General features: G+C 75.0%; 12 protein-coding genes. 9 read left to right on the plus strand and 3 right to left on the minus strand.

Features of this window, described 5'->3' with window-relative positions:
- The first annotated feature begins 217 nt into the window (after positions 1-217).
- Together ACIQVT_RS32985 and ACIQVT_RS32990 are read left to right on the plus strand one after the other, a co-directional pair.
- Positions 218-1,645: a hypothetical protein gene (locus tag ACIQVT_RS32985; protein ID WP_403762781.1), complete on the plus strand. Its 1,428-nt coding sequence runs from the start codon at positions 218-220 to the stop codon at positions 1,643-1,645.
- Between the two features lie 185 nt (positions 1,646-1,830).
- On the plus strand, positions 1,831-3,288 hold the full coding sequence (locus ACIQVT_RS32990; protein WP_403762784.1) for an alkaline phosphatase PhoX: 1,458 nt from the start codon (positions 1,831-1,833) through the stop codon (positions 3,286-3,288).
- Positions 3,289-3,368: 80 nt separating this feature from the next.
- Here ACIQVT_RS32990 and ACIQVT_RS32995 read toward each other — a convergent pair whose 3' ends face one another.
- Both ACIQVT_RS32995 and ACIQVT_RS33000 read right to left on the minus strand, forming a co-directional pair.
- Positions 3,369-4,571, minus strand: a complete 1,203-nt coding sequence (locus tag ACIQVT_RS32995) for a TerD family protein (protein WP_403762787.1) — start codon at positions 4,569-4,571, stop codon at positions 3,369-3,371.
- A gap of 113 nt (positions 4,572-4,684) precedes the next feature.
- The gene (locus tag ACIQVT_RS33000) at positions 4,685-5,494 is read right to left on the minus strand and encodes an NAD-dependent epimerase/dehydratase family protein (RefSeq protein WP_403762790.1); all 810 of its coding nucleotides are present in this window, start codon (positions 5,492-5,494) and stop codon (positions 4,685-4,687) included.
- 239 nt (positions 5,495-5,733) lie between these two features.
- Between ACIQVT_RS33000 and ACIQVT_RS33005 the strand changes: the two genes are divergently transcribed.
- Complete coding sequence (locus ACIQVT_RS33005; protein WP_403762793.1) at positions 5,734-6,672, plus strand: 5-dehydro-4-deoxyglucarate dehydratase; 939 nt, start codon at positions 5,734-5,736, stop codon at positions 6,670-6,672.
- The gene (locus ACIQVT_RS33010; protein ID WP_403762796.1) at positions 6,669-7,871 is read left to right on the plus strand and encodes a hypothetical protein; all 1,203 of its coding nucleotides are present in this window, start codon (positions 6,669-6,671) and stop codon (positions 7,869-7,871) included. Before ACIQVT_RS33005 ends, ACIQVT_RS33010 begins: the two co-directional genes overlap by 4 nt.
- On the opposite strand, the gene ACIQVT_RS33015 is transcribed toward ACIQVT_RS33010, so the two are convergent.
- Positions 7,769-9,001: an MFS transporter gene (locus ACIQVT_RS33015; protein WP_403762800.1), complete on the minus strand. Its 1,233-nt coding sequence runs from the start codon at positions 8,999-9,001 to the stop codon at positions 7,769-7,771. The genes ACIQVT_RS33010 and ACIQVT_RS33015 overlap by 103 nt on opposite strands.
- Positions 9,002-9,140: 139 nt before the next feature.
- Here ACIQVT_RS33015 and ACIQVT_RS33020 point away from each other — a divergent pair, with 139 nt between their 5' ends.
- The 5 genes from ACIQVT_RS33020 (at position 9,141) to araD (ending at position 14,600) form a co-directional block, all read left to right on the plus strand.
- Entirely contained in the window at positions 9,141-9,722 is a 582-nt protein-coding gene (locus ACIQVT_RS33020) for a TIGR03086 family metal-binding protein (protein WP_403762803.1), read from the plus strand.
- A 688-nt stretch (positions 9,723-10,410) separates the two neighbouring features.
- Positions 10,411-11,172, plus strand: coding sequence for an MBL fold metallo-hydrolase (locus tag ACIQVT_RS33025; RefSeq protein WP_403762806.1), 762 nt, complete (start codon positions 10,411-10,413; stop codon positions 11,170-11,172).
- Positions 11,173-11,305: 133 nt separating this feature from the next.
- Positions 11,306-11,962 (plus strand): GntR family transcriptional regulator, encoded by a 657-nt coding sequence (locus ACIQVT_RS33030; protein WP_403762809.1) that lies wholly within the window; start codon positions 11,306-11,308, stop codon positions 11,960-11,962.
- On the plus strand, positions 11,959-12,870 hold the full coding sequence (locus ACIQVT_RS33035) for a dihydrodipicolinate synthase family protein (protein ID WP_403762812.1): 912 nt from the start codon (positions 11,959-11,961) through the stop codon (positions 12,868-12,870). Before ACIQVT_RS33030 ends, ACIQVT_RS33035 begins: the two co-directional genes overlap by 4 nt.
- Positions 12,867-14,600: an L-arabinonate dehydratase gene (gene araD, locus ACIQVT_RS33040; protein WP_403762815.1), complete on the plus strand. Its 1,734-nt coding sequence runs from the start codon at positions 12,867-12,869 to the stop codon at positions 14,598-14,600. The genes ACIQVT_RS33035 and araD overlap by 4 nt, the downstream gene beginning before the upstream one ends.
- Positions 14,601-14,713 lie beyond the last annotated feature (113 nt).

A 14,713-nucleotide genomic window follows, 5' to 3' on the forward strand; every position in this document is an offset into this window, starting at 1 on the left:
GAGCGTGCCGGGCCGGTGGCCCTCCGTGACACGCGCAGAGCCGAGTGAACAGTTGTCCCCCCAACTTCTACGCGCGTCAATCTCCTGCCTGGCGGCGGAAGTTGTCAAGGTTTCGGCCATGTACGCAGGCGGGCGCGGAGATGAACCGGGTGGCATGGGTGGAAATCCGTCTAGGCTGAGGGGTTGAGTCCGTTCACGGTCCGAGGAGAACCAGCCGATGTCAGACAGCTCCCCCCTGCCGCCCGCGCGGCTGCACCCCGAAGCGGAGCTGGCGCGTGCCGCGCTGTCCACCCCGTTGCTGTCCCGGGCGGCCCGCCTGGCCCGTTGGGCGGGACCGGGCACCCGGGTGGACGCCGGTGGTTCCCTGGCCGAGGAGCAGCTGCCGGCCGCCGTGGAACTGCTCGGCCTCGACGGTGACGACGCCGCCGCGTACGCCGCGGAGGCCTGGCGGGCCGCCGTGGACACCGGGCTGGTCGAGATCGCGGACGAGGCGGCCGGCACCGTCCGGGCGGGCGAGGCGCTGAAGCTGCTTACCGCCGGGTCCCCGCACGATGTGCTCACCGTGTGGCGCGCCGCGCTGGAGACCGCGCTCGCCGACGCGAGCGTGCCCGATCTGGACGGCCTGGTCGACGCGTTGGACCAGGGCGGCGAGGTCGATTTCTCGTCACTCGGCTGGGACCCGGAGGCCGAGGCGGAGTTCCTCGACGGCGTCCTCGGCAACCTGTACCTCCTGACCGTCGGTGAGGGTGACACCGGTGGGGGCCCCGTGCCGCTGCCCGCCCTCGCCGCATCCGTGATCGTGCCCACCGGGATGAACGATCCCACCAACGACGTCCTTGAACAGGTGTCCGACGCGATGATGCGGCTGGACGACCAGTTCCGGGCGCTGGAACCGGCCGGGCTGGTGGAGTACCAGCCGGTGGACGAGGCGCTGATGGCGGACGCCGACGAGGAGCCCGCCGCGCCGGTGGACGACACCGACGTCTCCCGCTACGGCATGGTCCGCCTCACCCCGCTCGGCGTGTACGGGCTGCGGTGCCGGCTGCTGGAGGCCGGCTTCGCGGCGCCCGCCGTCGGCGACCTGGCCGACGCGGGCGCCGAGGACCTGCTGGACGGCACCGCCCGCTACGGGCGGCACGCCGCCCGGGCCGAGACGGAGCAGTGGCTCGCGCGCCGCGAACCTTTGGTCGCGGCGCGGGAGTTGCTGGAGGCCGCCCGGGGCGCGGACGCCGGGGCGCCGCTGCGCAGGCTGCGCTGCCAGCAGGCGCTGTCGCTGGTGGGCGCCGAGGCCGAGCCGGCGCTGCGGGAGGTGCTGGACGACCCCGAGCTCGGCGGGCTCGCCCGGGTGTGGCTGAGCGAGCGGGGCGCCGCGGAGGTGCCGGCGCCGCCGCAGGAGATGGTCTTCTGGCTCACCGTCGACACGGTGGCCGCGCAGCTGGCGGCGGAGGGCAACTCCGAGGAGCTCCAAGCCCTGGTGGAGGGCCTCGCCTCCCGGCACAGCGGGTTCTTCGCCGCGGCCTGGCGGGTGGAGCACCCCGCCACCGCGGACGTGCTGGAGGCGATGGGACGGCTGCACCCGGACAAGAAGGTGGCGAAGGAGGCCCGCAAGGCCGCGTTCAAGGCCCGTTCCCACCAAGGCGGTTGACCGGCGCCGGTGGCGGCGGCCGGGCCGGTGCTTTGACCGGCCATGGGGCGGTGCGTACGGGTTCTTGAACAAGGGGCGCCGAAGTGGCCCGGTGTTCAGCCCGTGTTCACCGCCGGGCGGGAGCGTGTGCGCCGAACGAGGCCGCCACCCTCCACGGCACCGCCACCGTCTGCACAGGAGACACCATGTCGCTCACCCGCAGGGACTTCGCCAGGAAATCAGCGATCACCGGTGCCGGGGTCGCCCTGGCGGGCAGTGTCGGCGCGCTCGCCACCGCGCCGAACGCCCTGGCCGCCACGGACACCGACACCGACGGCGCGCAGGAGCTGTCCGGACACGGCGGCCACCACCACGGCGTCGGCTACGGTCCGCTGATCCCCGACCCGGACGGCATCCTCGCCCTGCCCGCGGGCTTCACCTACGAGATCGTCACCTACAGCGGCCGGACCACGCTGGAGTCCGGCGAGTTCACCCCGTCCAACCACGACGGCACCGCCACCTTCGACGGGCCCCGCGGCGCCACCCTCCTGGTCAACAACCACGAGCTGAAGGGCCCGCGCGCCAACTGGACGTACCCGGTGCCGCTCACCGAGGGCCTGGTCTACGACCCCGCCGCCGCCGGTGGCTGCACCGTCGTCGAGGTCCGCCGCGGCCATGTCGCCGAGTGGGTCGGCATCGCCGGCACCTCCACCAACTGCGCGGGCGGCAGCACCCCGTGGGGCACCTGGCTGACCTGCGAGGAGACCGAGGACAAGGCCGGCCAGAACGGCATGACCAAGGACCACGGCTACGTCTTCGAGGTCGACCCGGAGGACCGCCGGGCCAACCGTGACCCGAAGCCCGTCAAGGCCCTCGGCCGCTACGCCCACGAGGCCGTCGTCGTCGACCCCCGCCGCGGCCACCTGTACCTCACCGAGGACGCCGCCGGCCCCAACGGCCTGTTCTACCGCTGGACCCCGCCGGAGGGCTTCCGCCACGGCCGCGGCCGGCTGCGCACCCTCGCCGACGACGCGGGCGTGCTCCAGGCCTTCAAGTGCTTCGACTCCGGCGGCAAGTTCGTCGACGACCTCTCGCGCGCCACGAAGATCGGCACCGTCTACGGCGTCGACTGGGTGGACGTCCCGGACCGCGACGCCCGGAGCGTCCCCACCCGCAAGCAGTTCCCCGACGGAGGGATCACCCGCGCGCGCAAGCTGGAGGGCATGTGGTGGGGTGACGGCGGCGTCTACGTCGTCTCCTCCTTCGCCCGCGCGGAGAGCCCGGTCCAGCACGACGGCCAGGTCTGGTTCTACGACCCCAAGCGCCGCACCCTGACCCTGAAGGTGCTGTTCGGGGTGAACCCGGACCCGTCCGCCGACGGCGCCTTCGACGGCCCCGACAACATCACCGTCTCGCCGTACGGCGGCCTGGTCGTCGCCGAGGACGGCGAGGGCGTGCAGCACCTGTTCGGCGCCACCGAGAGCGGCCGGACCTATCCGATCGCCCGCAACGAGATGAACATCGGCACCGCCGAGGCGCCGGAGTACAGCGAGTTCACCGGCGTCACCTTCTCGCCCGACGGCCGGACCCTGTTCGCCAACATCCAGACGCCCGGCATCATGCTCGCCGTCACCGGCCCCTGGAAGCGGCAGAAGCGCGGCTGACCGCGCGTCCGTCTCCCGCCACCGGGGCGGGCCGCCGGGCGACGGCGGCCCGCCCCGGCCCCGTGACGGGGCCCGGCGCCCTACAGCGCCTTCGCGCCCGGTTCCACCATCTTCCGTACCGTGCGGCCCTTGACGAACTCGCCCAGCGCCGTCATGTCCCACTCGCCGGAGAACTGCCGGACGAGCTTCGCCATCAGCACGCCGGTCTGCGCCTCGGCGCCGGTGAGGTCGAAGCGGACCAGTTCCTCGTCGGTGGCGGCGTCGACGAGGCGGCAGTAGGCCTTGGCGACGTCCGTGAACTTCTGGCCGGAGAAGGAGTTCACCGTGAAGACCAGGCCGGAGACCTCCTGGGGGAGGCGGCCGAGGTCGACGACGATGACCTCGTCGTCGCCGCCGCCCTCGCCGGTGAGGTTGTCGCCGGAGTGCCGCACCGAGCCGTCGAGGATCGTCAGCTTGCCGAAGTAGCAGCTGTCGATGTGGTCGCGCCGCGGCCCGTAGGCGATGACCGAGGCGTCCAGGTCGATGTCCCCGCCGCGGAACGCCGGCTCCCAGCCGAGGCCCATGCGGACCTGGGAGAGCAGCGGCCGGCCGCCCTTGACCAAGGACACGGTCTGCTGCTTCGCCAGGCTGACCCGGCCCTTGTCCAGGTTGACCTTGCCGGCGCCCGGTGCGGGAGCGGCCGGCGGCGCGGCGGCGGGCACGGACACGGGGGCGGCGGCCGGGACGGGGGGCGCGGCCGGCGGCGCCACGGCCGGGGCGGGTGCCGGTGCCGGGGCCGGCGCCGGGGCGGGCTCCTCCACCGTGACGCCGAAGTCGGTCGCGATGCCGGACAGTCCGTCGGCGTACCCCTGGCCGACGGCGCGCGCCTTCCACGCGCCGCCCCGGCGGTAGACCTCCACGACCACCAGGGCCGTCTCCCCGCCGAGCTGCGGCGGGGTGAACGTGGCCAGCACCGCGCCGCCGTCCGCGTCCCTGATGGTCGCCGTCGGCTCCACGCCCTGGAAGGTCTGTCCGGCCGCGTCCGGGCTGGCCGTGACGACGATCCTCTCGATGTCCGGCGGCACGGCGGCGGTGTCGACCGTGACCGCGTCCGGGGCCGAGCCGCCGCCGGAGCGGTAGGTCACGCCCGGGCCCGCCGGCTGGTTGTAGAAGATGAAGTCGTCGTCGGAACGCACCTTGCCGTCGGCGGTGAGCAGCAGGCCCGACACGTCGAGCCGCACCGGAGCGGCCACGTCCACCGTCACGCGGGCGGCCGAGAGGGGAATGTTCGAGCCTGGGGTCATAGCTGTCATGCCGGGTGAACGAACCGCACCGCTTTACCGTTCCCTTACCGGCCGAACGGGCTACGGCGCCGCCGCCGGACGGTGTCCCGGGGCCGTCGGCAGCGCCGCGGACCTCAGTACGGCCAGATCGGCGGGTCGTTCACGAAGTGCCCGCCGAGAAGGGTGTGGGCCGGGTTCGCGGGGTCCGGCTCGCCGTGCTCGGCGATCAGCTTCGCGGCGTACGGCTCGGAGTCGTCCCGCGGCTCGTAGCCGAGCGCCCGCGCGCTGCCCAGGTCCCACCACAGGCGCGTGTTGGCGGAGGAGCCGTAGACCACCGTGTGGCCGACGTCCTCGGCGGTCAGGGCCGCGTGGAACAGGCGGGCGCCGTCGGCCGGGCTCATCCACACCGAGAGCATGCGGACGCTGGTCGGCTCGGGGAAGCAGGAGCCGATGCGCACCGAGACCGTCTCCAGGCCGTGCTTGTCCCAGTAGAGCTGGGCCAGGTCCTCGCCGAAGCACTTGGACAGGCCGTAGAAGGTGTCCGGGCGGCGCGGGGTGGCGACGGGGATCGGCGGCTCGCCCGGGCGCGGGGCCGGCGTGAAGCCCACGGCGTGGTTGGAGGAGGCGAAGACGATCCGCGGCACGCCCTCCTGACGGGCGGCCTCGTACAGGTGGTAGGTGCCCTCGATGTTCGACCGCAGGATCTTCTCGAACGGCGCCTCCAGGGAGATGCCCGCCAGGTGGAGGACGGCGTCGACGCCCCGTACCGCCTCGCGCAGCGCCCCGGTGTCGGTGAGGTCCGCGGTGATCGCGTCCGGCGCGCCCTCGACGGGGCGCACGTCGAACAGGCGCAGGGTGTAGCCGTACTCCGGCAGCAGGGAGCGCATCAGGGTGCCGAGCCCGCCGGCGGCACCGGTGAGCAGGAGGGTACGGGGAGCGGGCATCCTTCGATCTCCTCGGGGTCATCGGTGCCGGTGGAACCAACGGCCGGATGGCTGGACGTGATTCACATGCTTGGACACGCTAGGGAGCGGCGGCGCGCCGCGTCAAGGAGCTGCGGCGGGACGGGATCGGCTGTCCTGTCGCCGGGCGCGTGCTTGACCCGGTCCGACGGCGGCCCGTAGCGTGCCGTTGTTCAGAGATATGGACGTCGATCAGAAGCATGCACCGACAGGGAGCGCCTGTGACGCCAGCCCCCCTCGCCGCCCGCCTCCGTGACCCGCGCGGGCCGCTCTTCTTCCCCGTCACGGCCTTCGGCCCCGGCGGCTGCCTCGACCTCGACGTCTACCGCGCCCATGTGCGCCGGGGCGTCGCGGCCGGCGCCGCCGCCGTGTTCGCCTGCTGCGGCACCGGGGAGTTCCACGCGCTGCTGCCGGAGGAGTTCGAGGCCTGCGTGCGGGTGGCCGTCGAGGCGGCCGAGGGGCGCGTCCCGGTCGTCGCGGGCACCGGCTACGGGACCGCGCTCGCCACGCGCTACGCGCGCCTCGCCGCCGGCGCGGGCGCCGACGGCCTCCTCGCCATGCCGCCGTACCTCGTCCACGCCGGGCAGGACGGCCTGCTGCGCCACTACCGGGAGATCGCCGCGGCCACCACCCTGCCCGTGATCGTCTACCAGCGCGACAACGCCGTCCTCACCCCATCGACCGTGGTGGAACTGGTCCGCACCGACGGCGTCATCGGCCTGAAGGACGGCCTCGGCGACCTCGACCTCGTGCAGCGCACCGTCAGTGCCGTCCGCACCGGGGCACCCGGCGACTTCCTGTACTTCAACGGCCTGCCCACCGCCGAGCAGACCCAGCTCGCCTACCGTGCCCTCGGCATCACCCTGTACTCGTCGGCCGTGTTCTGCTTCGCGCCGGAACTCGCCCTCGCCTTCCACCGCGCCCTGGAGACGGACGACCTCGCCACCGCGCACCGCCTCCTGGACGGCTTCTACCGTCCGTTCGTCGAACTGCGCGCCGAGGGCCCGGGGTACGCCGTCTCCCTCGTCAAGGCCGGCGTACGACTCGGCGGCCTGGACGTCGGTGAGGTCCGGCCCCCGCTGCACGAGCCGGCCGAGGAGCACGTCAAGCGGCTCGCCCGGCTGATCGAGACCGGGAACGCCCTGCTGGAGGACGTGTGAAGACATCGGCGTTCGTCTACCCCTGGGACGTCGCCGGCGACCCCGCGGCCCCCGCGCGCATCGCGGAACTCGGCGCCGGCCAGGTGACCCTCGCCGCCGCCTACCACTCCACCCGCGCCCTCACCCCCCGCCACCCCCGCCACCGCGTCGTCACCGCCGAGTACGCGGCCGTCCTCTACCCGCCGGGCGCCCGCTGGGCGGGCCGCGGCCTGCGGCCCTACCCCGCCGGCCGCTGGGCCCCCGGCGACGCCTACGGCGAGGCCGCCACCGCCCTCGCCGCAGCCGGCCTCGAGGTGCACACCTGGGTCGTCCTCGCCCACAACTCGCGCCTCGGCTCCGAGCACCCCGACACCTCGGTCGTCAACGCCTACGGCGACCGTTACCCCTGGGCGCCGTGCATCGCCCAGCCCGCCACGCGCGCGTACCTCGTCGACCTGGCCGCCGAGGCCGCCGTACGCCCCGGCGCGCACGGCACCGAACTGGAGTCCCTCGGCTGGTACGGGCTGGCGCACCTGCACGCCCACGACAAGACCGCCGGCGTCGGCCTCGGTGAGGCCGGGCAGTACCTGATGTCGCTGTGCTTCTGCCCGTCCTGCCGAGCCGGCTACGGCGGCCGGGGCCTGGACCCCGACCGGCTGGCGGCGGCCGTACGGGCCGCGCTGGAACCGCTGTGGCGGGGCGCCGCGGACGACGGGGGCTGGCCGGCGGTGGAGCGGCTCCTCGGGGCAGACACGGCCGCCGCCACGCGCGCGTGGCGCGACACCACCGCCCGCACCCTCCAGGAGGAGGCGGTCACCGCCGTCCGCGCCGCCGCGCCCCACGGCTTCCAGGTGCTCCTGCACGCCGACCCGGTGTCCTACCACTGCGGCGCCAACGCCGGCGTCGACCCGGCCGGCATCCTGTCCGTCGCCGACGGCGTGGTGGTGCCCTGCACGGGCGGCACGGCCGCGCTGGCCCCGTTCGCCGCGCACGCCGGGGAGCGGACGGTGCTGGCCGCCAACCTCACCGTCGTCGCCGGGATGGGCGGCAGCCCCGGCACCCTCGCGGCGGACGCGGCACGCGCGCGCGAGGCGGGCGCGACGGAACTGCGGCTGTATCACGTCGGGCTGGCGTCCGACGGGGACCTGGCGGCGGTACGGGACGCACTGGCCGCCCACCGGGCCGGCCCGACCGCCGTCAGCAGCAGCCCGACGCCGTAGACCGGCAGCAGCAGCCCGGGGCCGGCCGGTTCCACCAGGCCGGCCCCGAGGGCGAGCCCCAGCACGTTCGGGGCGAGTACCAGCGTGGCCGCGGTGGCCGTCACCCGGCCGACCAGCGGGCCGGGCGTGCGGCGCTGCACGGCGGTGAGCACCGCCACCAGCACGCAGGGCAGCCCCAGACCGGCCGCGGCGCCGGACACGAGGACGACCGGGTCCGACGGCACGGCCCGGGCGATCGCCGCCAACCCGGTCAGCGCGATCCCGGCCGCCGCGCACCGGTGCTCGCCGAACCGCCGCAGCGCGGGCCCGGTGAGCAGCCCGCCCGCCACCGAGCCGGCTCCCTGCGCGGCGGACAGCACACCCGTGTAGGCGGGGGAGTGGCCCAGGCGCTCCACGACGGCGTACACGGTCGCGCTGCCGAGCGAGGTCAGCAGCATCGTGGTACCGCCGGCCCGGACCAGCGTGCGCAGCTCCGGCCGCCCCCACACGTGCCGGACGCCCTCCGCGGTCCGCTGCCGCCAGCCGCCGCCGGACCGGACGGGCGGCTCCTCCCGCACCCGCAGCAGCGCGCACAGCCCGGCCGCGACGACGAACGTGGCCGCGTCCAGACAGGCCACGGCCGGGCCGCCGCAGGCCGCGTACAGGGCCGCGCCGGCCGGCGGGGCGACCAGCTTCACGCCCTCCGTGACGGTCATCCGCAGCCCGTTGAGGTCGGCCAGCAGATCCGGGCCGACGGCGGCCGTGACCAGCGCCGACTCGGCCGCGTCATGGACGGCGTCGGCGGCGCCGTACACGAACAGCACCGCGAACAGCAGCCACACCCGGCCGGGCGAGCCGACGGCGAACAGCGCGAGGACCAGACCCGCGAGGCCGAGGTTCAGCCCGATGAGCAGGGGTCTGCGGCGGGTGCGGTCGGCGAGCGTGCCGAGGGCGGGCCCCGCCAGGGTGGGCGCCCACAGGGCGAGCGGGCACAGGGCGGCCAGGCCGTCGGACCCGGTGAGGTCCTTCGCCCACACCCCCGAGGCCAACCACAGCGAGGAGGTACCGAACGCGGACACCAGCGCACCGGCGAGATACAGCCCCGCCGTGCGGTCCCGCACCACACGCACCACGGTCCAGGAAGTCTTCACACCGGCTCATCGTGCGGATGAGGCGGCCTTGGCCGGATCGGCAGGATGCCGTATTCCGGGGCGCCCGGCCGATGAGTTCCGGGGTGCCGGCCGGTCAGCATTCCGTACGGGGAACCCGAATCCGAGGGAGTGATGTGACATGACCGGGGTGGATCTCGGCCCGCAGACCAGGATCGTGGCCCGGCTCGCCGGAGCCGTGACCGACGAGCAGCTGGCGGGCGCCACACCGTGCCCCGGCCTCGCGGTGCGGAACCTGCTGGGCCACCTGCTGGGGCTGTCCACGGCCTTCCGCGACGCCGCCCGCAAACAGCTCGGCCCGACGACGGACACCGCCCCGGGCACCACCGTCCCGGACATCGGCCCCGGCTGGCGCGAGGAACTGTCCGTGGCCCTCGACGAGCTGGCCGGCGCCTGGCACGAGCCGGCCGCCTGGACCGGCGACACCCGCGCCGGCGGGGTGGACCTGCCGGGCGCGGTGGCCGGCGCCGTCGCCGCCGAGGAACTGGTCGTCCACGGTTGGGACCTGGCCCGCGCCACCGGCCAGGACTACGCCCCGGACCCGGCCGCCCTCGACGCCGCCCACGGTTTCCTGCGCGCCGCGGCCGACGGGCCGGACCGCGCGAACGCGCCGTTCGGCCCGCCCGTCCCCGTCCCGCCGGACGCGCCCCTGCTGGACCGGACGATCGGCCTCAGCGGGCGCGATCCCGACTGGCGCCCGTAACCCGCCCCACCCGACCGCGCCCCCACGCCCCCGGGCCCGGCAGACGGCCCGGCTGCCGGTCCCGGCGGGTCAGGTGCGGGCGTGGGACCTGTGGCCCGCTGTCCCTCTCGGTGAGTCGTCGGCCCGCCGTAGGCCGTGCACCTGGTGCGGGCACGGCGACCAGCGTCCTCCGGTGGCGGAAGGAGACCGGGTCTTGCGCGGGCAGCGCGGGCGAGCCCGGGGTGGGCGCGGTGACCGGGGCCGGTGCGTGGGCGCGGTGGGCGGGCCGCGCCGGGCAGCCCGCCACGCCCGCGCATCGCTTCGGTTCCGGCGTGGACAGGGGCGCGCGTCCTGCGCGGGCACGGTGGGTGGGCCAGGGGTGGGCGAGCCCAGGGGGGCACGGTGACCGGGTCCGGCGCCGGCGCGGTCGGTGGCCGTCGCGCCTGGCGGGCCCGCTCCGCCGGGCGCCGGTCCGCCGTGCGCCGTCCACCTGATGCGGTTCCGTGCGGGCAGGGTGGGCGGATCGGGTACTGCGTGACACGGACTAGCGGGTGACCCGGGTCGGCGCGGGCGCGGTTGGTGGCCGTCGCGCCCACCGCGAGCCGTCGGCCCGCCACAGGCCGTGCGCCCGCCGCGGAGCGCGGGCGCGGTGGCCGGGGCGAGGGGGCGTGCCGTGCCGCGGGTGCGGCGCCGTCGTACGCTCCCTCGCATGCCCCTCACCCTCACCGTCCTCGGCACCGCCTCACCGCACCCCGGCCCGGGCCGGCCCTGTTCCGGATACCTGCTGTCCGGCGGGGGAGCCGAGGTGTGGGTGGACGCGGGGCCCGGCACGTTCGCCGCGTTGCGGCAGCACACGGATCCCGCGCGGCTGACGGCGATCTGGGTCTCGCACCTGCACGCCGACCACAGCGCCGACCTGCTGGCCGCCGCCTACGCGTTCGCCTACGGCGGGATGCGCCCGCCCGCGCCCGTCCCGGTGTACGCCCCGCCGGACTGCGCCCGGCGCCTGGCCGCGTTCCTCGGGCACGCGGACGTCGGCTTCCTGAAGGACGTCCTGGACTTCCGGAGCCTGTACGACGGCCACGACGTCCGGCACTGGAACCTGCGGCTCACCGCGCGCGCCGTCGCCCACGGCACCGAGGCCTACGGGCTGCGCGCCGAGTGCCAGGGGAGTGTGCTCGCCTACTCCGGGGACAGCGGCCCCTGCCCGGCGCTCACCGAACTCGCCGCCCGCGCCGACCTGTTCCTGTGCGAGGCGGACATCGACGAACATCGCGAAGGCGAACACCCCGGCCAGGTGCACCTGACGCCGGAGGACGCCGGGCGGATCGCCCGTGACGCCCGTGTGCGCGAACTGCTCGTCACCCATGTCGGGCCCACCCTCACCCGGGAGTCGGCCACCGCCCGCGCCGCCGCCGTCTCCGGCCGGCCCACCGGTACGGCCCGGGAGGGCGAGCGGTACACCGCCTGACGCCGCGTCCACGGATCCCCGCGGCTTCCTCTGTCAGAAGCATTGACGAACCACGCGCCCCCTCCCTACCTTCGACGCGTCGTACTTCGTACGTCATATATGAGACGCGATATGTGAGATCCGAGAGGGCCGCATGACCTCTGTGCCCACCCCGATCCCGTCCCGCACGCAGGTCGTGCTCGACGCGATCAAACACCGCATCCTCACCGGTGTCCTGACGCCCGGTCAGGCGCTGGTCGAGACCGAACTGGCCGCGCAGTTCGGGGTGTCCAAGACCCCCGTCCGGGAGGCCCTGAAGACCCTGGCCGGGACCGGTCTGGTCGTGATGAGCCAGTACAAGGGTGTCACGGTGCGCATGGTGGACGCGGACATGGCGCGCGAGGTCTACGACGTGCGCCTGCTGCTGGAGCCGGAGGCCCTGCGGCGGGCGGTCGGACGCGGCGCCCGCCTGGACGCCGCCCGTGACGCGCTCACCCGTGCCGACCACGCCACCGACACCGCCGAACGCTCCCTGGCCAACCGCGAGTTCCACCGCGCCCTGTACCTGCCGTGCGGCAACCCGCTGCTCGGCCGGATGCTGGACGAGGTCCGCGACCAGGCCGCCCTCGTCTCCGCCGTGGCCTGGGCGGCCGACCCCTCCTGGGAGCGGGAGGCCGCCGAGCACCGGGAGATCCTGCGGCTCGCGCTGGCGGGTGACGCGGACGGCGCGGCGGGCGCCCTCCACGCCCACATCGGGTCCTTCGTGCGCCGCGCGTTCCCCGAGCTCTTCCCCGCGGAAGGCCCGCAATGACCAGCGAGACGTTCCAGTCGCGGCGGGCAGCCCTCGCCGACGTGGTGGCCATCCCGGTCACCCCGTTCGCCGAGGACGGTTCGGTGGACCGGGACGCCCACCGGGCCCTGCTGCGCCGCCTGCTCGACGGCGGGATCACGACCCTCACCCCGAACGGCAACACGGGCGAGTTCTACGCGCTCACCCCGGAGGAGCGCCGGCTGGTCACGGAGTGGACCGTCGAGGAGGCCGGCGACCGCGCCGCCGTCCTCGTCGGCGTCGGGCACGACCTGCCCACCGCGATCGAGTCCGCCCGGCACGCCCGTGACCTCGGCGCCGGCATGGTCATGGTCCACCAGCCGGTCCACCCGTACGTGTCGGCGGCCGGCTGGGTCGACTACCATCGCGCCATCGCCGAGTCCGTCCCGGAGCTGGGCGTGGTGCCCTACCTGCGCAACGCCCAGCTGCCCGGCGCCCGCCTCGCCGAACTCGCCGACCACTGCCCGAACGTCATCGGGGTCAAGTACGCCGTCCCGGACGCCGCCCGCTTCGCCGCCTTCGCCCGGGACGCGGGCCTGGACCGCTTCGTGTGGGTGGCGGGCCTCGCCGAGCCGTACGCCCCCTCCTACTTCTCCGCCGGCGCGACCGGCTTCACCTCCGGACTGGTCAACGTCGCCCCGGCCGTCTCCCGCAACATGCTCCACGCGCTGCGCGCCGGCGACCACCCGGCCGCCATGAAGGTCTGGGAGCGGATCCGCCGCTTCGAGGAGCTGCGGGCCGCGCACGGCAACGCCAACAACGTCACCGTCGTCAAGGAGGCCCTCGCCGCGCTCGGCCTGTGCCGCCGCGACGTCCGCCCGCCCAGCCGGCCGCTGCCCGAGGACGAGCGCGCCGAGGTGGCCGCCATCGCCGCCGGGTGGCCGATATGACCGAGACGCCCAGGGACCCCCGGGACCTGCGCAGCCACCAGTGGTACGGCACCGACGGCCTGCGCTCCTTCAGTCACCGCGCCCGCACCCGCCAGCTCGGCTACCTGCCCGAGGAACACCTCGGCAAGCCGGTCGTCGCGATCCTCAACACCTGGTCCGACATCAACCCCTGCCACGTCCACCTGCGCGACCGCGCCCAGGCCGTCAAGCGCGGGGTGTGGCAGGCGGGCGGCTTCCCGCTGGAGTTCCCGGTCTCCACCCTCAGCGAGACCTTCCAGAAGCCGACCCCGATGCTCTACCGCAACATGCTCGCCATGGAGACCGAGGAGCTGCTGCGCTCCTACCCGGTCGACGGGGCCGTGCTGCTGGGCGGCTGCGACAAGTCCACGCCCGCCCTGCTGATGGGCGCCGCCTCGGTGGATCTGCCCACCGTGTTCGTGCCGGCCGGGCCCATGCTCCCGGGCCACTGGCGCGGCGAGGTCCTGGGCTCGGGGACCGACATGTGGAAGTACTGGGACGACAAGCGGGCCGGCCTCATCGGCGACTGCGAGATGACCGAGCTGGAGAACGGCCTGGCCCGCTCGCCCGGCCACTGCATGACCATGGGGACGGCCTCCACGCTGACGGCCGCCGCCGAGGCGCTCGGCGTGACCGTGCCGGGCGCGTCCAGCATCCCGGCGGTGGACTCCGGGCACGACCGGATGGCCGCCCGGGCCGGCCTGGCCGTCGTCGGACTCGTCCACCGGGACCGGCGGCTGTCCCACATCCTCACCCGGGAGGCGTTCGAGGACGCGGTCACCACCGTGCTGGGCCTCGGCGGATCCACCAACGCCGTGATCCACCTGATCGCCATGGCGGGCCGGGCGGGCGTTCGGCTCACCCTGGACGACTTCGACCGCATCGCCCGCACGGTCCCGGTCCTCGCCAACGTCCGCCCCGGCGGGCAGCGGTACCTGATGGAGGACTTCCACTTCGCGGGGGGCCTGCCCGGCTTCCTCTCCCGGATCACCGACCTGCTCCACCTGGACCGGCCGACCGTGGCGCACGACACCCTGCGCGAGCAGCTCACCGGCGCCCGGGTCCACGACGACGACGTCATCCGGCCCCGGGACAACCCCGTCGCGACCGAGGGCGGTGTCGCCGTGCTGCGCGGCAACCTCTGCCCGGACGGCGCCGTCATCAAGCACATCGCCGCCGAGCCCCGCCTGCTGGCGCACACCGGGCCGGCCGTCGTCTTCGACGACTACCGGACCATGCAGCGCACCATCGACGACCCCGGGCTCGGCATCACCGCCGACAGCGTGCTGGTGCTGCGCAACGCCGGCCCCAAGGGCGGCCCGGGCATGCCCGAGTACGGCATGCTGCCCATCCCGGACCACCTGCTGCGCCAGGGCGTACGGGACATGGTCCGGATCTCCGACGCCCGGATGAGCGGCACGAGTTACGGCGCCTGCGTCCTGCACGTCGCCCCCGAGTCGTACGTCGGCGGACCGCTGGCCCTGGTGCGCGACGGCGACCTCGTCAGCCTGGACGTCGCGGCCCGCAGCCTGCACCTGCACGTGGACGACGAGGAGCTGGAGCGCCGGCGGGCCGCGTGGACCCCGCCGCCCGCCCGGTTCGGACGCGGCTACGGCGCCCTCTACGAGGAACAGGTCACGCAGGCCGACACCGGCTGCGACTTCGAGTTCCTCGCCCGGCCGGGGACGGTCCCGGACCCGTACGCCGGCTGACGTCCCGCCCCGGGCGGAGGCCCACACCCATGTGTATGTAGCAAGCGCTTCCTACGCGCCGTTCCCTCGGCCCCGGTCCACCCGCCGTACCCGCCCCCCTGTGAACGGAGAAC

It is taken from the genome of Streptomyces sp. NPDC100445 (assembly GCF_044759735.1).
In the GTDB taxonomy this organism is placed as follows: Bacteria; Actinomycetota; Actinomycetes; order Streptomycetales; family Streptomycetaceae; genus Streptomyces.